Origin of the sequence: Oceaniglobus roseus, from assembly GCF_002869745.1 — a bacterium.
In the GTDB taxonomy this organism is placed as follows: Bacteria; Pseudomonadota; Alphaproteobacteria; order Rhodobacterales; family Rhodobacteraceae; genus Oceaniglobus; species Oceaniglobus roseus.
The window spans coordinates 1-20,738 of record NZ_PNOS01000050.1 but is presented as its reverse complement, the minus strand read 5'-3'; the positions used below and the strand labels follow the sequence as shown (position 1 = coordinate 20,738).

The window sequence follows — 20,738 nt, the reverse complement described above, 5'->3', positions numbered from 1 at the left end:
AATGTTCCGCGGCACGGCCCCGGTCGGGCCGCGCCGGGCACGCCTCACAGGGGCGACTTCAGTGTTTCCGTGCTCGAGAAGAACATCGCCTGGCTGACGGCCGAGCGGACCTGATCCTCGGAGTAGGGTTTCGAGATCAGGAAGGCCGGTTCCGGCTTGTTGCCGGTCAGCAGGCGCTCGGGGAAGGCGGTGATGAAGATCACCGGCATTTCCTCGAACTGGGACAGGATGTCGTTCACGGCGTCGATGCCGGAGGAGTTGTCGGCCAGCTGGATGTCGGCCAAGATCAGGTCCGGGCGCTTCTTGCTGGCGAGGTCCACCGCGGCGGCGCGGGTGCGGGCGATGCCCGTGACCTCGTGGCCCATGTCGGAGACGATCGAGTGGATGTCCATGGCGATGATCGCCTCGTCCTCGATGATCATCACCTTGCCGGCCATCGAACGCTCCATCTCGGCGATGGCGATGTCGATCAGTTCCTGCGCCTCGTGTTCGTTCAGGTCCATGACCTGCGCGATCTCGGCGTTGTTGAAGGATTCGATCGTCGAGAGCAGCAGCGCCTCGCGGCTGTTGTTGGTCAGGCCCGACATGTGGTCCAGCGCCGCGGACTCGAGCCGCGTTACCGGATCCTCGGTGTCGGCGGTGGGCGCGCCTGCCGTGGACCAGATCATGTGAAAGGCGCGGAACAGGGAAACCTTTGGCGCAAAAGCCTTGTCGAAGATGGATCTGTCGACCAGTATGGCCTCCAGTGTGGCCGCGGCATAGCGGTCTCCGGTCTCCTGGCTGCCTGTGAGTGCCCGCGCATAGCGGCGTAGATAGGGCAGATCCCCCCCAATCTGGGTTGAAAGATCGGTTTCGTGCGGGGTCGAATTCATGCGGTGTCGTTCCTTGGAAATTCTCGCGGCAGTCGGAACCGAACGCGTTCAGGCGGCGTTGGTTCCCGAAGCTGCGCAATAATACAAGCGAAATGCCCATAATGAGCTCTGAAAAGGATCCTTCGAACCTCATGAAGCAGATCGACGAAAATCTGCGTCGCGTGTACCGCGAGGTCGAGAAGGACGACGTACCCGACCGGTTCAAGCAGTTGCTGGACAAGCTTCGCCAGCAGGACAGTTCCGATGAAAAATAACCGCGACCCGCGGGAAGAGATGGTCGAACACCTGCCCGCCCTGCGGGCCTTCGCCATGTCGCTGACCCGAAACCCGTCGGCCGCCGACGATCTCGTGCAGGACACGATCGAGAAGGCGTGGAAGAGCATCAAGTCCTTCACGCCCGGCACGAACCTGCGCGCCTGGCTGTTCACGATCCAGCGCAACGCCTTCTATTCCAGCCGCCGCAAGGTGAAGCGGGAGGTGGCGGATGTCGACGGGATCATGGCCGCGGGGCTGGCGGTTAAGCCGGACCACGACGGCCGCCTCGCCCTCAACGATTTCCGCACCGCGTTCGAGCAGTTGCCGGTGGAGCAGCGCGAGGCGCTGATCCTCGTCGGCGGCTCGGGCTTCGCCTACGAGGAGGCCGCCGAGATGTGCGGCGTCGCCGTCGGCACCATCAAGAGCCGCGCCAACCGCGGCCGAAAACGTCTGGCCGAGCTCCTCCACTTGTCCGAGGGGGAGGATCCGACAATCAGCGACGCAAACACGGCGTCGGTCCTGGCAGCTTCCCCGCAACAGGGCTGACGGGTGGTCCCCGGTGGACGCGGTTTCGGTACATTCGACCGGCTTGGATTCAGGCTGGTCGTTTTGCTTGGGCTGTCGCTTTTGCCCATCGGCATCATCGCGGTCCTGCAGACCTACCGGGTGATCGACGAGGCGAACCAGAGCATCGAGTCCGCCCTGCTGGGCGAGACGCTGAACGCCGCCGCGGCCGAGCGCCGGATCATCACCCGCACCCTCGGCATCGCCGAGTCGCTGGCGCTGTTCATGCCCGAGCTGCTGGACAGCCCCGAGGGTTGCAGCGCCCACATGCAGGACGTGACCGAGTCCAGCGACAACATCGTCTGGGCCGGCTTCATCGACAACACCGGGACGGCGGTCTGCGCCTCGTCGGGCACGGGAACCGACCTGTCGCAACGGCCCTCGTTCCTCTCGTTCAAGGAAAATCCCCGGCAGGTCGTGACGATCAGCCCGCAGACCGCGATCACCAAGCGGACCGCGATTCTCGTCGTGCAGCCGGTGTTCGAGAACGGCAGGCCCATCGGCTATATCAGCCTCACGGTGCCGCACACCGCCATCGCGCTGGAATCGGTGTCCGAGCAGAAGCTGTCGCCCCTCGACATCCTGACCTTCGACGCCGTCGGCAATCCCCTGACCTCCGAGGCGGGGCTGCAATCCGTCGCCTCGCGCATCCCCGCCTCGCGCTCGCTGAAGGCGCTGACGGTCAGCAAGGGCGTCGTGTTCCGCGACCGCGATTCGACCGGCCATCCGCGCATCTACACGGCCGTGCCGCTGGTCAGCGACCAGATCTTCGCTCTTGCCCTCTGGCCGGCGTCCGAGGGGGTGGTCGGTCCGGCGCGGCTGCTGTCGGCCGTCGCCTTCCCGATCATCATGTGGCTCACCAGCCTCACCGTGGCCTTCGTCGCGGTCCACCGCCTGGTGATCCGCCACATCCGCACCCTGCGCCGCGACATCCGCGCCTTCACCGCCTCGCGCCGCATCCGCACCACCGCCCCGAGCGACGAGGTGCCGGCCGAGCTGCGCGAGGTGATGGACGCCTTCTCGCAGATGACCGACCAGATCCTGCGGGACGAGGCCGACCAGGAGAACCTGCTGCACGAGAAGGACGTGTTGCTGAAGGAGGTGCACCACCGGGTGAAGAACAACCTCCAGCTCATCGCGTCGATCACCAACATGCAGATCCGGAAGTCGAAGCACCCGGAATCCAAGTTCATGCTGAAGCGGCTGCAGGACCGGGTGATGGGTCTCGCCACCGTGCATCGCAGCCTCTACCAGGCCAACGTCTTCTCCGAGGTCCGCGCGGACGAGCTGATCTCGGACATCTCGCGCCAGCTCGCCAATTCCTCGGTGATCCCCGGCGAGCGGATCGAGTTCTCGCTCGAGACGCAGCCGGTGCTGCTCTATCCCGACCAGGCGGTGCCGCTGTCCCTGCTGGTGACCGAGGCGGTGACCAACGCCTTCAAGTACATCGGCCGCCCGCCCTCGGGACTGCCCTGGGTGACGGTGTCGCTGCTGGGCAGCGGACCGGGCGAGATCGTCCTGTCGGTGCGCAACTCGATCGGCACGCCGCTGCTGGAAGTCCCCGAAGAGACGGTGTCTGGCCTCGGCTCGCAGCTGATCGGGGCCTTCGTGATGCAGCTGGGCGGCACCAGCGAGATCGGCGAGGCCGGAGACGCCTTCGAGGTGAAGGTGACGTTCCAGCCCGCCGATTTCACCAACGCCGACAGCTAGGCGCGTCGTCCCGGCCCCGCGGCCGATCCGGCCCACGCCGAGGGCACCCCTGCGGCACAATGTCCGCCGCCCGCCCGCAAGCCCCTGATTGTAAAGAGTTTATGACATGGCCAAGAAGGGCTGTTCTCGGCCGCAAGTTCCGGTATCCATGAAGGACAAGGGAATCGCGGCCATGGCCGCAGGGAGGATACCATGAAAATCGCAATCTCCGCCTTCGCGGCGGCCGTCGCCCTGAGCGGGCAGGCATATGCACAGACCGAGATCCAGTTCTGGCACGCCTTCACCGGCGCCAACGGCGACCGCCTTGTCGCCCAGGCCGAGCTGTTCAACGAAAGCCAGGACGAATACACCGTCGTCCCGACCTTCAAGGGCAACTACTCGGAAACGCTGAACGCCGGCATCGCCGCCTTCCGCGCGGGCGAGCAGCCGCACATCCTGATGGTGTTCGAGGTCGGCACCGCCACGATGATGGCCGCCAAGGGCGCGATCAAGCCGGTGTACCAGGTGATGGACGACGCCGGGGTCGAGTGGGATGCCGATGCCTACATCGGCGCGGTCAGCGGTTACTACACCACCTCCGACGGCAAGATGCTGTCGCTGCCCTACAACTCGTCCACGCCCGTCCTCTGGGTCAACCGCGACAAGCTGAAGGAGGCCGGGATCGACCCCGACGTCGATCTCTCGACCTGGGAGAAGGTCGACGAGGTGCTGACCCAGCTGAAGGACGCGGGCGTCGGGTGCCCGCTCGTCACCGCCTGGCAGAGCTGGATCCACCTGGAGAACCTGTCCGGCTACCATGACGTGCCCTTCGCGACGCAGGAGAACGGGTTTGCCGGGCTGGACACCGAGCTGACGTTCAACCAGCCGCTCCAGGTCAAGCACATCGCGAAGATGGGCGAATGGGCCAAGGACGGGAAGTTCGTCTATACCGGACGCCGCAACGAGGGCGGTGCCAACTTCCGCGGCGGCGAATGCGCGCTGTTCACCGAAAGCTCGGCCGGCTACGGCGGCATCAAGGCCGAGGCGAAGTTCGACTTCGGCATCCGCCCCCTGCCCTACTGGGACGACGTCGAGGCCGCGCCGCGGAACACGATCATCGGCGGCGCCTCGCTCTGGGTCATGGAAGGTCACGAGGCCGAGGATTACGTCGGTGTCGCCGAGTTCCTGAACTTCCTCTCCTCCCCCGAGGTGCAGGCGAAGTGGCACCAGGACTCGGGCTACCTGCCGATCACCGGCGCCGCGGCCGACCTGACCCGCGAGCAGGGCTTCTACGACGCCAATCCGGGCACCGACATCGCGGTGAAGCAGATGACCGCGAACGAGCCGACGGCGAACTCGAAGGGCATCCGCCTGGGCAACTTCGACCAGATCCGCGGGATCATCGACGAAGAGCTCGAGGCCGTCTGGTCCGGCGACAAGGACGCGCAGGCGGCGCTGGACAGCGCGGTCGAGCGCGGCAACCAGCTGCTGCGCCGCTTCGAGCAGGCCAACAGGTAAGGAGGTTCCGCGCCCCCGGCTCCGGGGGCGCGGTCCGCTGAGGCGATGGAAAAGCGCGTCACGTTCAAGGGCTGGCTTCTGCCGCTGCTGCTGATCGCCCCGCAGGTGGCGATCTCGGCGGTGTTCTTCTTCTATCCGGCCGGCCAGGCGATCTGGCAGTCGCTGTTCATCCCCGACCCCTTCGGCCTGTCGATGCAGTTCGTCGGCCTCGGCAATTTCGAATACCTGCTGACCGATCCGTACTACCGCGAATCCTTCGTCACCACGGCCGTCTTCTCGACCCTTGTGACGCTGGTCTCGATGATCCCCGCGCTGTTCCTCGCCGTCCTTGCCGACCGGCTGATCAAGGGCGCGGGCGTCTACCGCACGCTGCTGATCTGGCCCTATGCCGTCGCACCGGCCGTCGCCGGTGTGCTGTGGCTCTTCATGTTCAACACCCGCGTCGGGGTGATTGCGTGGTATCTCGGCCTCCTCGGCTATGACTGGAACCACGTCCTGAACGGGGGCGAGGCGATGGGCCTCGTCGTCGTCGCCTCGGCCTGGGGGCGCATCAGCTACAACTTCCTGTTCTTCTTCGCCGCGCTCCAGGCGGTGCCGAAATCCCTGATCGAGGCGGCGGCGATCGACGGCGCGCGCTTCTGGCGGCGCTTCTTCACCATCGTCCTGCCGCTCCTGTCGCCCACCACCTTCTTCCTGCTGGTGGTCAACATCGTCTACGCCTTCTTCGAGACCTTCGGCGTGATCCACACCATCACCGCGGGCGGGCCCCAGCAGGCGACGACGATCCTCGTCTACAAGGTGTTCAAGGACGGCTTCGTGGGCCAGGACCTGGGCTCCTCGGCCGCGCAGTCGGTGATCCTGCTCTTCGTCGTGGGGCTTCTCACCGTGATCCAGTTCAAGTTCGTCGAGAAGCGGGTGCATTACTGATGGCGCGGAGCGACGACACACGGAAAGACCCGCCCCCGGGCATGGTCGAGAAGCGGGGGACCGGCCTCTGGCTGACGCATCTGCTGATGATCCTCGGCGTCCTCGTGGTGTTCTTTCCGATCTGGCTGGCCTTCGTGGCCTCGACCGTGACCCAGCCCGAGATCGCCCGTCCGCCGATGCCGCTGCTGCCCGGCGGCCATTTCCTCGAGAACTACGGCAAGGCGCTGTTCTCGGGCGTCAACGTCCCCGTGGCGACGATGCTGGTCAACTCGATGATCATGGCCGTCGGCATCGCCGTCGGGAAGATCATCATCTCGCTGCTCTCGGCCTTCGCCATCGTCTATTTCCGCTTCCCCTTCCGCACGACCTTCTTCTGGCTGATCTTCCTCACCCTGATGCTGCCGGTGGAAGTCAGGATCGTGCCGACCTACGAGGTGGTCGCGGGCTTCGGGATGCTGAACAGCTATTCCGGCCTGATCCTGCCGCTGATCGCCTCGGCCACCGCCACCTTCCTGTTCCGCCAGTTCTTCCTGACCGTCCCGGACGAGCTGGCCGAGGCGGCGCGGGTCGACGGGGCGCGGCCCATGCGCTTCTTCTGGGACATCCTGCTGCCGATGAGCCGCACCAACATCGCCGCGCTCTTCGTCATCCTGTTCATCTACGGCTGGAACCAGTACCTCTGGCCGCTCCTCATCACCACCGACCCGGACATGAACACCATCGTCATGGGCATCAAGCAGATGTTCCCCTCGGGCGACGACATCGCCGACTGGCCGGTCATCATGGCGACCTCGATCCTGGCCATGATCCCGCCGGTGATCGTCGTCGTGTCGATGCAGAAGCTCTTCATCCGCGGCCTTGTCGACAGCGAGAAATAGCACCCATGGCAACAGTTGACCTCGACGACGTGAAGAAGCGCTTCGGCCAGACCGAGGTGATCCACGGCGTCTCCATCGCCATCGCGGACGGCGAGTTCATCGTCATCGTCGGCCCCTCGGGCTGCGGCAAGTCCACGCTCCTCAGGATGGTCGCGGGGCTGGAAAGCGTCACCGCGGGCGAGGTCAGGATCGGCGGCAAGCGGGTGAACGATGTCGAGCCGATGGACCGCGACATCGCCATGGTGTTCCAGAACTACGCGCTCTACCCGCACATGTCGGTGCGCCAGAACATGGGCTACGGTCTGAAGATCGCGGGGATGCCGAAGGACCGGATCGAGGCGAAGGTGCAGGAGGCGGCGGCGCTCCTCCAGCTCTCCGACTATCTCGACCGGAAGCCGAAGGCGCTGTCCGGCGGCCAGCGCCAGCGCGTCGCCATGGGCCGCGCCATCGTCCGCGAGCCGGCCGTGTTCCTGTTCGACGAGCCCCTGTCGAACCTCGACGCCAAGCTGCGCGTGCAGATGCGGATCGAGATCCGCGAGCTGCAATCCAAGCTCGGCATCACCGCGCTCTATGTCACTCACGACCAGGTCGAGGCGATGACCATGGCCGACCGCATGATCGTGATGAACGCGGGCCACGTGGAGCAGATCGGCACGCCGCTCGAGGTCTACGAGACGCCGAAGACCCTGTTCGCCGCGCAGTTCATCGGTTCGCCCTCGATGAACGTGCTCGACGCCACCCTCGCCGAGGGCGGGGCCACGCTCGGCAACGGGGCCGTCCTGCCCGGCCACGGCACGCACCGGGGCGCGGTCAAGCTCGGCATCCGTCCCGAACACCTGGTGAAGGACGCCGACGGGCCCATCGAGGCGGTCTTCCACCTGTCCGAACCGCTGGGCGCGAACACCCTGCTTCACGGCACCCTCGCCGATACAAAGGAGCCGCTGGTGGTCAGCCTGCCGGGCGTCCACCACATCGGCAAGACACCCGAGCGGCTGCGCCTGAGCGCTGCGGAGCAGAGCCTGCACCTCTTCGCCCCGGACAGCGGCAAGCGGCTCTGAGCCGCGCCGCCGGGGCGCGCGCGCTCAGTAATCCTTCTCGAAGAAGATGCCGACCGAGGTGTCCCCATCGCTGCCGGTGCCGCCCTTCAGCTTCAGCGAGTCGGTGAGGTCGAGGTTCAGGTTGATCCGCGCGTCGCCGCCGGATTCCACGGTGACATCGGTATAGAGGTTCTCGGTCAGGTACTTGCCCGCGCGGACCCCGGCATTGCCCTCGGAATCGGTGGTGATGTCCAGGTCGTCCAGCCCGAAGTTGCCGCGCAGCCGGTTGACGATCCCGCCGCCGCCCTTGCCCGCCAGCGTCGCCACGGCCGAGGCCAGCTGCGCCGCCTGCAGGGGCGAGATGGACGAGATCGACTTGCCAAACAGCAGCCGCGCCAGCACCTCGTCCTCGGGCAGTTCGGGCTGCGAGCGGAAAGAGATCCCGGGCGCCATCGCCTCGCCCTCGACGACGATCAGGACCGTGGTGTCCCCCGCCTCGGTGCTGGCGACGAGGCGGATGTAGGGGGTGAAGTCGCCCTGCAGCACGATCCGCCCCTCGGTCATGGTCAGCCGCTTGCCCAGCAGGTCGAGCCGGCCGCGGATCAGGTCGAACTGCCCCGATGGGATAACGTTCGCCGTGGTCCCGCCCAGTTGCAGCGTGCCGCCCAGCTCCACGTCCAGGCCGCGGCCGCGCACGAAGATGCGGTTCTCGGCCACGATGGTGATGTCGAGCGGATAGGCCGCGCCACCCCCGCTGCCACCGCCGCCGCTGCCGTTTCCGTCGGTGTCGAGCAGCCCGGCCCGTGCCCGCGTCGCCCGCACCGCCGCCGGCTCGTTCACATGCACCAGCCCGTCCGGGATCGGCCCCGTGGCGCCCAGCCCGGTCGAGGGGATGCGCACCTCGGTCTGGCCCAGCCGCAGAACGCCGCCGATGCGCGCACCGCCCGCGAGCGGCCCCTGCACCGTCACCGTGCCGTCCACCGTCGTCCTGTAGAGCCGCGGATCCTCGACCACGAGACCGTTCAGCGCGATGGTGAGATCGGCGTTGAACCCGCTGCCAAGCGAGATCGGCCCAGTGACGGTCAGCTGTCCGCCCCCCTGCTTCGCCGCCTGCACGTTCAGCCGCAGCGCGTTGCCGCCAAGATCGCCGCGCAGCGAAATGTTCTCGAGCACGATGCCCTGCGCCGGCACCACCGCCCGCGCCCCGTCCGCCGTGACGGTCCCCGAGACCGAGGACAGCGCCAGCGGCCCGTTCACCGCGACGTCGAAGTTCAGCGTCCCCGCGACCGAGTTCGGCTGGATGAACTGGTCGGCCAGCCCCAGCGGCGCGCTTCCGGTCAGGTCGATGTTGGCGCGCGAGAAGTCCTGCGCCACCGTCCCGTCGGCGCGCAGCCGGATGCCCCCCGGCCCGGTGCCGGTGACGTTCAGCCCCAGGTTGCCGCCCGACTGGCTGACCCGCCCCTGCGCCGTCACCGGCCCGTTGAAGCCCGGCACGAACAGCCCGACATCGGCCAGCCGCGCGTCGAAGTTCAGGTCGTTGCCGCTGCCCAGAAGCTGGCCGTCCGCGTTCAGCGTCAGCTGCCCGGTCCGCACGTCCAGCGTGCGCACCACGATGGGCCGGTCCGCCCCCTCGCGCCGCGCGGCCAGGTTCGCCGTCACCCGCGACCCCAGAAGCTGATCCGCCTGCGCAATGCCGGTGCGCACGTTGTTCCCCGTCACCGCCGCGGTCAGGTCGAAGACCGACAGGTCGGCGCGGACGCTGCCCTGCACGTCGGCGTTCACCGACCCGGCCAGCGGCAGGTTCACCAGCGGGCGGAAGCGCGACAGGTCCTCTGCGCTGACCTTGGCGGTGCCGTCGACGGTGGGGTTGCCCGAGAGCGCGTCGCGCACCTCGGCCACCACGTCCACCATGGCGCCGGCCCCCTCGCCGTCGAGCGAGACCTGCCAGACCTCGCCCGTCTCCTCGGCGAAGAGGTTGAGGTTGGCCGAACCCTGCATCCGCGGGTCCACGTCCCTCAGGTCGGCGATGGTGATGTCGGCCTTCAGCGCGCTCTGCCCCTTGTCGTAGCGGCCGTCCGCCGTGGCGGTGATCTGCGGATTGACGATGCGAAGCCGGGAGAGGTCGATCGCCTCGCCCTCGCGCCGCGCCGTCAGCCCGATCTCGGTCACGCCCCGAAGCAGGCGGTCGGCGTTCTCCTGCCCCACCTTCAGCTCCCGCGCCGTGCCGTCGAGCGTCACGTCCAGCACCGAAAGATCCGTCTGCGCCTCGCCCTTCACGGTTACGTCCAGCGCGCCGCCAAGATCGCGCCCGGCGAGGCCCGAGAAGGCCGAGAGGTCGTCCACCGCGAGCGCGGCGTCCGCGGTGACCTTCGGCGCCGACCCGGTCAGCCCCGTCGCGCTGCCGCTGCCGTTCACTCGCAGCCCCGGCCCGTCGGCACGAAGGTTCAGCCGGCTCACCGTGATCGTGTCGGCACTGCGCTGCACGTCGGCGTCGATGTCGACCAGCCCGGAGAGCAGCGGGTCGATGCTGTCCATCCCCGCCTCCAGCGAACGCCCCGTCGCCTTCACCGTCAGGTCCGCTTCCGAGCCGTCGATCCGCGCGCTGCCGTTCACGTCGGCCTCCACCGACCCCGCCAGCTGCCGCCCCGCAAGCCCGGAGAAGGCGGAAAGGTCGCCCACCCGCATCGTCGCGTCCGCCTGCACCAGCGGCGTGCCCGACAGGTCGCTGGCCGAGCCGGTGCCGTTCAGCACCAGCCCCGGCCCGTCCGCCGTGACCGACAGCCGCCGGATCGTCGCCGTGTCGCCATTCCGCGCCACGTCCGCGTCGATGTCGACGAGTCCGGTCAGGATCGGGTCGATGCTCTCCATCCCCGATTGCAGCCCGCGCCCCGTCGCCTTCACCTTCAGGTCGGCCTCGGTCCCGTCGATCCGGGCCGAGCCGTTCACCGTGGCGTCGAGCGCACCCGCCAGCTGCCGCTGCGCCAGCCCCGAGAAGACCGACAGGCCGTCCGCCGACACCGTCGCATCCGCCGTGACCAGCGGCGTGCCCGTCAGGTCGCTCGCGCTGCCGCTGCCCTGAAGCCGCAGCCCCGGCGCCTCGGCGGTCAGGTCCAGCCCCTCCACCGTCAGCGTCTCGCCCTCGCGCTTGACGTCGCCCTTCAGCTCCACGAGGCCGCGCAGCACCGGGTCCAGCGCCTCGATCCCCGTCGCAACGTCGCGTCCCGTCACCGTCAGGCTCACGTCGCCCTCGGAGTAGTCGAGCCGGGCCGAACCCAGCACCTTCGCATCCACCGACCCGCCCAGATCGCGCCCGGCGAGCGCCGAGAAGGGCGCGAGACTGTCGGCGGAGAGGGTCAGGTCGGCGCTGATGAGCGGCGATTCGACGCCCAGCCCCTCCACCGCGCCCGAGCCTTGCGCCGTCAGCCCGATGCCCTGCGCGTCGAGGTCCAGCCGGTCCACCGTCACCGAAGGTCCGTCGCGCAGCACCCGCGTCGACAGCGCCGTGCGCCCGACGAGGATCGGGTCGATCCGCGGATCGCCGATGGCAAGGTCATTGACGGTGCCGTCCACCTTCATGTCCGCCTGCCGCAGGTCGGTCGTGACGAAGCCCGAGAGCGTGAGGTCGGCCGACCCGGCCAGATCGCGCCCGGCAAGACCGGAGAAGCGGCCGATGTCCTCGGCGCTCAGGCTCGTCTCGGTGGTGATCCGCTTCACCGGCTCGGACAGGTTGCTGGCCTGTCCCGTCGCGGTCAGTTCCACCCCCGGCGCCGTGCCCTGCACGTCGTAATCCCAGGTCTCGCCCTCCTGCCGCGCCACCACGACCACCGCCGCGGGCCCCGACAGCCGGGACTCCAGCACCGAGGTGTCGCCGATGCGGACGTTGGCGCGCAGGTTGCTTGCCACGCTCGTCAGGTCGGCCGAGGCGTCGACGTCCAGCGCCGGATTCTCCAGAGTCAGGGTCCTGAGCCGCGTGCCGGTCTCGTCCCGGTCGGCCCTGAGCACGATGTCGGTTCGCCCGGCCAGCAGCGCGTCGGCCTGGGGCTGGTCGACCTGCAGATCGTTGACCGTCCCGTTCAGCGTCACGTCGAAGCCGCCGGACAGCGGCATCACCTGCGCGCCGACCTGCAACTCGCCCGATCCCGCCAGGTTGCGCCCAGCCAGCACCGAGAAGGCGGCGAAGTCGTCGGCGTTGAGCTTTGCGTTCAGCGCCACCACCGTGCCGTCGTCGCCCGTGGCGTCCACCCGCCCCTCGCCCGCCAGGGCAAAGCTGGCGCCGTCGATCGTCAGGTCGTTGATCTCGACCGGGGCGCCCGTGGCCCAGGTAATGCCGACGCTGCCCTCGACGCTGTCGCCCAGGGCCTGCGCGACGCCCGGATCGGCGGCGTCGAGCCCGCTGGCCCGGAAGGTGACGTCGCCGGTCACGACCTTCCTCTGCCCCTCCTCGACCGCGATCCGCCCCGTCGCCCGCAGCGTGGCATCCGCGACGTCCAGCGTGGCGAGATCGAGGTTGCTAAGCGTGATCTCGCTGGTCCAGTCCTCGCTCTGCGAAGCGTCGAACTGCACCGACAGTCCCAGCCGCCCGACCTTCACCTCGCCGCCCACGGGCAGCTGCACCGGGCTGCCATCGGGCGAGGCGATCTCGCCCGTCACGTCGATCTTGTCCGGAAGACCGTCGGCGCCGACCGAAACCTGCCCCTGCAGCTGCAGCGCCCGCGCCGACAGGTCCAGCGTGTCCAGAACGAAGCCGCCCCCGGCCTGGGTCTGCCCCCGCGCCTGAAGCTGGATGTCGGGGCCGAAGAAGGGACGGAACTGCGGCGCGAAGACCGGGGCGATGTCGCCGCCGAGGTCGACGTTGAAGCCGGTGGTCGCCGCGTCGCCCTCGCCGCTCTGGGTCACGGCGACCCGGCCCGACAGGCGGTCCTGCCCGTCCGTCGCCAGCGCGATGTCGGCGGCGAAGTCCGACAGCGGCCCCTCGCCCTGCACCGTCAGGCTCAGCGACGGCTTGCCGGGGATGTCCAGCAGGTTCGCGGCGATCCCGTCCGCCCCCTCCTGCAACGCCAGGTCCACCTTCAGCTGCCGCGTCTCGTTGGCGAAACTGGCGTCGAGCTTCAGGCTGCCCTCCTTGCCGTCGATCCGCTCGACCGAGATCAGCGCCTCGCCATCCCCGTCCGCCAGCGAGACCGAGCCTTCCAGCGACACCACGGCGGCGGCGCCGAACAGCGGCTCGCCCAGTTCCACGCGCTGCGCCGCCACCTTGTCGATGTTCACCGAGACCGGCAGGTCCGGCAGGCTGAACGGCGCCGCCTCGGGGGCGGGCACGTTGGCGGACTGGTCGGCGGCGGGCAGGCGCGGCAGGATGATCTCCTCCGCCGTCAGCTCGTTCACCTGCAGCCGACCGCGCAGCAGCGAGGCGCGGCTCCAGTCCAGCGTCGCGCCGCGCAGGGTCAGCCAGACGCCGTTCTCGTCCGCGATGGTCAGCTCGTCCAGCGAGGCCTCGGAACTCAGTGCGCCGCGGAAGCCCTGGATGCGCACGTCGCGCCCGGCGCTCGACAGGTTGTCCTCGATCAGCCGCTCGAGGAAGCCGCCGCCGTCGTCATCCTGCGCCGTGCCGGTCTGCGCCCACGCCGTCAGCGACCCCGCGACAAGCAGGACCGCCAGAACAAACCATCTTACCCGAACCCACATCAGAACGCCTGCCCGATACCCACATAGATCGCCACGCCGTTGCTGGTGCCGCCGACGGGCACCGCCACGTCAAGCCGGATCGGCCCGATCGGCGTCAGATAGCGCAGCCCCAGCCCGGCGCCCCCGTGGGTGCCGGAATTGCCGGAAAGATAGCTGTCGTCGCTGACGATGCCGAAATCCGCGAAGCCGACCAGACCGATGCTGTCCGTCACCCTTGTCCTGACCTCGGCCGAGGCGACGGCGAAGGATTTGCCGCCCGACAGGAAGTCCGGCGTCAGCTGCACCCCGAGCGACTGGTAATCCTGCCCCCGGACCGTGCCGCCGCCGCCGGAATAGAAGCGGTCGTCGTTCGGCACCCCGGTCAGCGAGGCGCCGAGGATCGAGCCGCCCTGGAGCCGCCCCGCCAGCACCACCCGGTCCGTCGCCCCGAGCCCGAGATAGGCGCGGGTGTCGAAGGTCAGCCGCACGCCGCTGTCGCTACCCGCGACGCCGACAAAGGGGCGCACCGTGGCATCGGCGAAATAGCCCTTGGTGGCGTTCAGCGGCTCGTCGCGGCTGTCGTACTTGGCGCTGATCGGCAAAAGGATCTGGTTGTACTTCGTGGTCCCGATCGCGTCGGTATCCCGGCTGAAGCGATAGGAGAGGCCGGCATCCAGCGTCAGACGGTCGTTGACGTAGCGGGTGAAGCCGAAGCCCAGCGTCGCCCGCTCGGTCAGGTATTCGGGCTCGTCCAGCCGCTCGATCTCGGCCAGGACGAAGAGGTCGGTGTCAGCGTTCGGCGTCGCGGGCCGCCCGTAGCGGGCGGAGAACTTGTAGTCCACGCCGCCGGTGCCGCCGCCGATGCCCGAGATCTCGCCGTCGAGGCTCAGCCGCTCGGCCCCGCCCAGGAGGTTGCGGTGCAGCCAGTAGCCGGTCAGCCGCAGCCCCTCGGTCGTCGAATACTCGGCCCCCGCGCCGATCCGCCGCGGCTTCTGCTCGTCCAGCGTGGCGATGATGTCCATGGTGTCGCCGGGGCCCAGCGTCTCGGCCTCGGTGACGGCGACGGCGCGGAAGACGCCGGTGCGGCGCAGCCGTGTCGCCACCTTCTGCACGTCCTCGGGATCGTAGATGTCGTTCGTCGGCAGGCTGGCGATCTTCCGCAGCCGCGCGTCGCGCACCGACTCGCCGCCCTTCAGGATCAGCTTGCCGAACCGGACGACGGGCCCGGGACGGATGCCGACGTTCACGCCCAGGTCGTTCGCCGCGTGGTCGGCCACCACCCGCTGGTCCCCGACCTCGGCCTTGGCCCGCCCGACGTTGCGCCAGCCGTCCACCACTGCCGCCACGGCATCGCGGATCACCGGGGTGCGGGCTGGCTGGCCGGTGGCGAACTCCTCGGGCACCTCGGTCTCGGGCGCCTGCGGGGCGATCGTCGTCTCGGCGAACACGTATTGCGGGCCGGGCTGGATCTGCACCTCGATCCGCGAAATCCGCTCGGGCGGGTTCAGCGGCGGGATCGACGCCGCCTCGCGCCCGTCGATCAGGATGTGGATCCCCCCGCCGAACCGCCCCTCGGAATAGAGCGAACCCTCGAGCCGCCCGTAATCCGCCAGCGCGGCCGCCAGCAGTTCCTGCGGATCGGTCGTCTTCTCGGTCTCGGCCGCGACCAGCAGCGAGGCGTTCCTCAGGCTGTCCGTCAGGTCCGACTCCGCGCCTTCGACGCGGAAATCGAGCGAATCGAGCGCAAGGGCCGTGCCGGGAAGGCAAAGCAGCGCACAGGCCACAGCCGGGCCGAAGCATCCCGGAAATCTGGAAATAATCACACCGCCCTCACGAGATTTACTACATTCGTAGCGTCACGGGACCGATCCGGCCAGTCTTTGCCGATAACTTTACTGCCGGTGCGGCGGCTTTGCGCCACGGTCCGGCGCCTCGGCCTTCGCCTCGCCCGGCCCGGGTGCGATGCCGTAGGGTGCGACCAGCGCCCAGACATGGGCCGGGATCATCGCCTTCATCCGCGCCCGCCGCTCCCGGCGCAGGTGCAGCACCGTCTCCACCGCCTTCATCTCGACCCGCGCGCGGGCGAACTCCAGCCCCCGCGGCCCGAAGCGCGGCTGGACCCACGACACGATCGGCCGCAGCCAGTCCGGCATCCGCCGGAGCGGCAGCCCCCCCGCCGCCAGCGCCACGTTCGCGGCGAAGCCCTTCACCGCGCCCTGCCGCTTCCCCTTCGAGCCCGGCGCCGACAGCATCGCCTCGCCCTCGATCAGGCGCAGCAGCTCCTCCCCTCGCTCGTTGCGGACCAGCAGCCACTGGTCGCCCTCCCCGCCCATGTAGCCGACGGTGATGTCGGCCAGCACGTTGGTGTAGTCGACGCAGGTGCGGCAGGTTAGCGGGAAGAAGTCCGGCGGCAGCTTCGAGATCGGCAGTTGCAGGAACGGGATCTCCTGCCGCCGCCCGTCGTCGAACCTCAGTTCCACGTGATAGTCGGCGCGGAACTCCAGGTAGCTGATCGTCTCCGGCGCGTCCGAGAGCAGCGCGAGGAAGTCGTGAAAGGCCTCGGTCGTCGTGTTGTCCGAACAGGGCGTGCCGATGACGTACAGCCGCTCGAATCCCAGCTCGGCCTCCAGCGCCCTCAGCGCATAGACCTGGCAGGGAATGCCGATCACGGCGAGCCGCTTCAACCCGCGCTCCCGCGCAGGTTCCAGCAGTGCCAGCAGCGGCGCATAGCCCATGCGCATCCCCCGCACCTGCGCCATCTCCGCCGCCCCGGTCACGATCACCGGTCGCGGCTTCCAGCGGTCCTCCGGATCGGGTGACATGCAGAGCACGCCGTCGACCGCTCCCGTTTCCAGCAGTCGCTGCGCGATCCGGGTGGTGATCCCCGTCCACTGCGCGCCGTCCGCCGGGGGTTCGAGCCGGGCGCGCAGCATCCGGCGGAACGGCCCGAAGTGCAGCTCGTCCGGGCGGGCAGGATCGCGCGCGCGGCCGTGCACCTGCGCCTCGAGCCGCGGATAGTCCGGCGCGATGAACTGGCAGGCCCGCCCGCAGCGTTTCGGCTGGTCCGTGCGCGAGATTCCGCAATCGGTGCAGAGGTCGCGCGGGACGGCCGTTGCGAGGTCGGGGCTATCCATGGCAGCGGCGCGCCCGTGGAGAGCGCGGGACGCCTCCGGCGGGAGTATTTGGGCAAAGAAGAAGCCAGGGGGCGTGCATCAACATCAGTCCTGCACGTCCTGCCGACGGACGGAGATCGCCTCGTTCAGCACCTTCACCTCGCGCTGCGGGAAGGGAATCGAGATGCCGTGCTCCTTGAATGCATCCCAGAGCGCCAGGTAGACGTTGCCGCGGATGTTGGTCAGCCCGCCGGTGGGATCGGTGATCCAGAACCGCAGGATGTAGTCCACCGAGCTGTCGCCGAAGCCGACGATGTGGCAGACCGGCGCGCGGTCCTTCAGCACCCGGGGCACGTTCGACGCCGCCTCGATGGCGACCTCGCGCACCTTGTGGGGATCGTCCGAATAGGCGGTGCCGAAATAGATGTCGAGGCGCACGAATTCGTTCGAATGGGACCAGTTGACCACCTGCCCGGTGATCAGGTCCTCGTTCGGGATCAGGTACTCCTTTCCGTCGCGGGTCGAGATCGAGACGTAGCGCGCGCCGAGCGTGTTGATCCAGCCGAAGGTCTCGCCGGTCGAGATCACGTCGCCCGGCTTGATCGACTTGTCGAGCAGCAGGATGATCCCCGAGACGAGGTTCGAGATCACCTTCTGCAAGCCGAAACCGATGCCGACGCCGATGGCGCCCGAGAGCACGGCGAGGCCGGTCAGGTCCACCCCCACCGCCTTCAGCCCCAGGAAGAAGGCCGCGCCGTAGAACAGCAGCTGCATCCCCTTGACCGACAGCACCTGCATCGAGGGGCTGATCTCGTCGTTGCTGCGGATCTGCGCGGCCGTGGTCTGGGTGACGATGCGCGCCAGCGTGAACAGCACCCCCGTCACCACGACGGCGTTGATCAGCGTCAGCAGCGAGAGGCGGAAGTCGCCGAGCGTGATGCCCACACCGTCGAGGAAGCGCGACACCTCGTCGGCCAGCCCGAGGTAGTAGAGCGTGACCCAGATCCAGAGACCCCAGCGCACGACGGTGCGCAACAGCGGGTTGCGGACCAGCCGCGTCGCCAGGGCCACGAGCAGCCAGGCGAGCGCGATGCTGCCCACGAGCTCCAGCAAGAAATAGCGGGAGGGGAAGGTGTGGACCGCCTGCATCGCGAAGGTCGCGGTCCAGACCAGCACCACGAACCAGATTAGCTGGAGCCGCCGGTTGATCGTCAGCAGCGCCCGGAGCTGCCAGGTGCGCCAGCCCTCGCGGCTGCGCATCCAGTCGCGCATCCGCTCGTCCGTGACCCGCCGCAGCAGCCAGGCGCCGGCGATGCAGGCGGCGATGATCGCGAACTGCCACAGCCGCGAAGGCAGCAGCATGTTGTTCAGCTGTGCCTGAAGCTGCGACAGAAGCGCTGCGATCTGCGCCCAGAGGGCGTCTGTTCCGAAATCCATGGGCGGGCCGGTCGGTCCTTTCCCGCTCAGGCTTGCACGCAAATCCGGAGGGGGCAAGGCGCAGGGGCGTCGCGGGCGGTCACGCCGGCCTCAGGCCGTGGCGTGGCCGCCCGGCCCCTCAGGGCAGCCGCGCGTCGTAAGCCGCCCGCAGACGCGTCCAGCCCGACCAGAACGAGGGCGCGGGGGTGCCGGAGACGCGGGCGACGAGGACATCGAGATGCATGTGCCAGCCCGCCCCGATCATCACGCGCCCGCCCCGCTCGGCGATGCCGCGGTGGGTCACGGTCAGCAGCACCCGGTCGCCCTTCTCCCGGAGGTCGAAGGTCACGTCGCCCGCGCCCCAGGCGATGGTCAGGCGCGTCATCGGCTCCACCGCGATCACCCGGCTCTGCAGGCGGTGCTCTTCGGGGAAATCCGCGGGCCGCGGATCGTCCGCGGCGCAGAGATCGCCGTTGCGCCAGACCAGCTCGACCGGGGCGCCGGCCTCCAGCCGCATGTCCCCCGCCGCCAGCCACTGTGCGCGCAGGTCGCTGTCGGTGAGATACCGCCAGACCCGCGAGGCGGGACCCGGCAGCCAGCGCTGGATCACCAGTGTCGTCTCGTCCGCGAGCGTGCCGAAGCCGCTCTCGAGGGTCTCTGCCGTCATCCGTCCTCTCCTTCCGATGTGCCGGGGTCCGGCGGTTGATCCTTCAGCCGCGCGTCGTCCTCGCGCAGCAGCCGTTCGAGGGCGTCGAGCCGCCCGGTCCAGAACCTCTCGTAGAACGCCAGCTCGCGGTGCGCCGCGGCGAGCGGCGCGGCCTCGAGGTGGCAGATATGCGTGCGCCACTGCACCTCGCGCCGCAGCAGCCCCGCCTCCTCCAGCACCTTGACGTGGCGCGAGGCGGCGGCCAGCGACATCGGATGCGGCGCGGCCAGGTCGCTGACGCTGCGCGCGCCGGTGGCGAGGTCGCGCAGCATGGCGCGGCGGGTCGGGTCCGAAAGGGCCTGGAAGATCTGGTCCAACGGGGCGATTCCTTCGCTTAACATATGTGTTAAACTACATCGCGAGCCCCGTCAGTCAACAGATTCATTAAGTGACGGCGCGTGCCGACACCGCCCGGAAAGACCGGGACACGGAGATCATCAATCGCGTTGAGTCAGCTCTTCCGAGCGCCCCGTGCCCTCAGGCGTGCCCTGCCGCCCCGGAAAGGGTCAGCGGATCGACCCCCATGAGCGCCAGCGCCGCGCTCCACTTGCCGTCGTCGTCGCGGCCGAACACCACGTCCGGATCCGCCGCGCAGGTCAGCCAGCCGTTCTGCCGGATCTCCGCCATCAGCTGCCCCGGCCCCCAGCCGGCATACCCGAGCGCCATCAGCGCACGGTCCGGCCCGCCGCCATGGGCGAGGTCCGCCAGGATGTCCGTCGTCGCGGTCATCGAGAAGCCGCCCCGAAGCCGCATCGTCCCCTCGTCGCCGTGATACTCGGCGCTGTGGAGCACGAAGCCCCGGGCATGGTCCACCGGCCCGCCGAAATGCACGCCGATCTCGCGCAGGGCGGGACCGACCGGAATCGACAGCTGTTCGAGCAGCGCCGAGAAGCCGATGTCCGCCATGGGCTTGTTGACGATCAGCCCCATGGAGCTGTGGGCATTGTGCTCGCACAGGTAGATCACGCTGCGCTCGAACCGCGTATCGGCCATGCTGGGCATGGCGATCAGCAGCTTGCCAGCCAGATCGTCAGAGGTTTCGTGCTGCACCATGTCTTGAGCGTCGCAAACCGCGGGGGGCGATGCAAGCTGCCCTTTTGCCACGCGCGGCGCCCTTCTCTCGTTTGTGATTTCCATAATCGCGCCGCCCCGGTAGGGTCCCGCGCCATGACCCGCCGCCCAGTGCTTGCCCTCTGCCTCGCCCTCGCCGCCGCGCCCGCCCTCGCGGGGCCGGCCGAACTCGACATCCTGCCCGGCTGGCGCACCGCCGAAGGCACCCAGATGGCCGCGATCCGCGTGCAGCTCGATCCCGGCTGGAAGACCTACTGGCGCGCGCCGGGGGATGCGGGCATCCCGCCGGAGTTCACTTGGGAAGGCTCATCGAACCTCGCCTCGGTCGCGTTCCACTGGCCGACGCCGGAACTGTTCGCGACCAACGGCATGACCTCCATCGGCTATCACGACCAGCTTATCCTGCCGGTCGAGCTGACGCCGCGCGATCCCGCGCGCCCGATCCGGCTGCGGGGACGGGCCGACATCGGCGTCTGCTCCGACATCTGCGTGCCGTTCAGCGCCGACTTCGCCGCGGATCTCGACGGCACGGCCGACCACCAGGACGCCCGCATCGCGGCGAGCCTGCGCGCCGTGCCGACCAGCGCGCGCGCCGCCGGGGTGGGCCGCGTCACCTGCACCCTGGCGCCGGAGCGGAACGGCTATGTCCTCAGCACCAGCGTCGCCATGCCGCCCGCGGGGCGGGGCGAATTCGCGGTGATCGAGCTGCCGGGCCTGCCGGTCTGGGTGTCGGAGGCCCGTACCACGCGGCAGGGCGACAGGCTCGACGCGACGGTGGACGTGGTGCCCGAGCCGGGCCAGCCCCTCGCCCTCGACCGCTCGAAGGTGCGGATCACCGTGCTTGCGGGCGGCAACGCGGTGGAGATCCGCGGCTGCTCCTGACCCTTCCGCGCGCATCGTCTCCCGCGGGGCATCATTTTTCTCAAGAAAAATGATCCGGTTTTCTTGAGAAAACCGGGTCGCCCGGCACCGGCCTCTCTCCCCGGCCCCATTTTTCTCAAGAAAAATGGACCGGTTTCCTCAAGGAA

16 protein-coding genes are annotated in these 20,738 nt (G+C 68.9%); 8 read left to right on the top strand and 8 right to left on the bottom strand.

Features of this window, described 5'->3' with window-relative positions; genetic code table 11:
- Nucleotides 1-44: 44 nt before the first annotated feature.
- A complete protein-coding gene (locus tag A7B20_RS19220; protein ID WP_102110212.1) occupies nt 45-872 on the bottom strand; it encodes a response regulator in 828 nt (275 codons plus the stop codon).
- A 131-nt stretch (nt 873-1,003) separates the two neighbouring features.
- On the opposite strand from A7B20_RS19220, the gene A7B20_RS19215 reads away from it, so the two are divergent.
- The 7 genes from A7B20_RS19215 to A7B20_RS19185 all read left to right on the top strand — a co-directional run bounded on the left by A7B20_RS19215 (nt 1,004) and on the right by A7B20_RS19185 (nt 7,761).
- Nucleotides 1,004-1,126, top strand: a complete 123-nt coding sequence (locus A7B20_RS19215; protein ID WP_157937730.1) for a NepR family anti-sigma factor — start codon at nt 1,004-1,006, stop codon at nt 1,124-1,126.
- Nucleotides 1,116-1,673 carry an RNA polymerase sigma factor gene (locus A7B20_RS19210; RefSeq protein WP_102110210.1) on the top strand — a complete coding sequence of 186 codons (558 nt, stop codon included), beginning with the start codon at nt 1,116-1,118 and terminating at the stop codon, nt 1,671-1,673. Before A7B20_RS19215 ends, A7B20_RS19210 begins: the two co-directional genes overlap by 11 nt.
- 81 nt (nt 1,674-1,754) lie before the next feature.
- A complete protein-coding gene (locus A7B20_RS19205; RefSeq protein ID WP_157937729.1) occupies nt 1,755-3,401 on the top strand; it encodes a sensor histidine kinase in 1,647 nt (548 codons plus the stop codon).
- 192 nt (nt 3,402-3,593) lie between these two features.
- Nucleotides 3,594-4,898, top strand: coding sequence for a sn-glycerol-3-phosphate ABC transporter substrate-binding protein UgpB (gene ugpB / locus A7B20_RS19200; RefSeq protein WP_102110208.1), 1,305 nt, complete (start codon nt 3,594-3,596; stop codon nt 4,896-4,898).
- A gap of 45 nt (nt 4,899-4,943) precedes the next feature.
- Nucleotides 4,944-5,825 carry a sn-glycerol-3-phosphate ABC transporter permease UgpA gene (ugpA, locus tag A7B20_RS19195; RefSeq protein WP_102110207.1) on the top strand — a complete coding sequence of 294 codons (882 nt, stop codon included), beginning with the start codon at nt 4,944-4,946 and terminating at the stop codon, nt 5,823-5,825.
- A gap of 41 nt (nt 5,826-5,866) precedes the next feature.
- Nucleotides 5,867-6,703, top strand: a complete 837-nt coding sequence (ugpE, locus tag A7B20_RS19190) for a sn-glycerol-3-phosphate ABC transporter permease UgpE (RefSeq protein ID WP_102110206.1) — start codon at nt 5,867-5,869, stop codon at nt 6,701-6,703.
- Between the two features lie 5 nt (nt 6,704-6,708).
- The gene (locus tag A7B20_RS19185) at nt 6,709-7,761 is read left to right on the top strand and encodes an ABC transporter ATP-binding protein (RefSeq protein ID WP_102110205.1); all 1,053 of its coding nucleotides are present in this window, start codon (nt 6,709-6,711) and stop codon (nt 7,759-7,761) included.
- 24 nt (nt 7,762-7,785) lie between these two features.
- On the opposite strand, the gene A7B20_RS19180 is transcribed toward A7B20_RS19185, so the two are convergent.
- From A7B20_RS19180 to A7B20_RS19150, 7 genes are all read right to left on the bottom strand, one after another.
- Nucleotides 7,786-13,425, bottom strand: coding sequence for a translocation/assembly module TamB domain-containing protein (locus A7B20_RS19180; protein ID WP_102110204.1), 5,640 nt, complete (start codon nt 13,423-13,425; stop codon nt 7,786-7,788).
- Nucleotides 13,425-15,188, bottom strand: coding sequence for an autotransporter assembly complex protein TamA (locus tag A7B20_RS19175; RefSeq protein ID WP_172961063.1), 1,764 nt, complete (start codon nt 15,186-15,188; stop codon nt 13,425-13,427). Before A7B20_RS19175 ends, A7B20_RS19180 begins: the two co-directional genes overlap by 1 nt.
- 108 nt (nt 15,189-15,296) lie before the next feature.
- Entirely contained in the window at nt 15,297-16,538 is a 1,242-nt protein-coding gene (locus tag A7B20_RS19170; RefSeq protein ID WP_102110202.1) for a Coenzyme F420 hydrogenase/dehydrogenase, beta subunit C-terminal domain, read from the bottom strand.
- A gap of 84 nt (nt 16,539-16,622) precedes the next feature.
- A complete protein-coding gene (locus tag A7B20_RS19165) occupies nt 16,623-17,954 on the bottom strand; it encodes a mechanosensitive ion channel family protein (RefSeq protein ID WP_102110201.1) in 1,332 nt (443 codons plus the stop codon).
- Between the two features lie 118 nt (nt 17,955-18,072).
- The gene (locus tag A7B20_RS19160) at nt 18,073-18,600 is read right to left on the bottom strand and encodes an SRPBCC family protein (RefSeq protein ID WP_102110200.1); all 528 of its coding nucleotides are present in this window, start codon (nt 18,598-18,600) and stop codon (nt 18,073-18,075) included.
- Nucleotides 18,597-18,956, bottom strand: a complete 360-nt coding sequence (locus A7B20_RS19155; RefSeq protein WP_245867120.1) for an ArsR/SmtB family transcription factor — start codon at nt 18,954-18,956, stop codon at nt 18,597-18,599. The genes A7B20_RS19160 and A7B20_RS19155 overlap by 4 nt, the downstream gene beginning before the upstream one ends.
- 160 nt (nt 18,957-19,116) lie before the next feature.
- Nucleotides 19,117-19,692, bottom strand: a complete 576-nt coding sequence (locus A7B20_RS19150) for a YqgE/AlgH family protein (RefSeq protein ID WP_102110198.1) — start codon at nt 19,690-19,692, stop codon at nt 19,117-19,119.
- Nucleotides 19,693-19,806: 114 nt separating this feature from the next.
- Between A7B20_RS19150 and A7B20_RS19145 the strand changes: the two genes are divergently transcribed.
- A complete protein-coding gene (locus A7B20_RS19145) occupies nt 19,807-20,592 on the top strand; it encodes a protein-disulfide reductase DsbD domain-containing protein (protein WP_102110197.1) in 786 nt (261 codons plus the stop codon).
- Nucleotides 20,593-20,738: the final 146 nt, after the last annotated feature.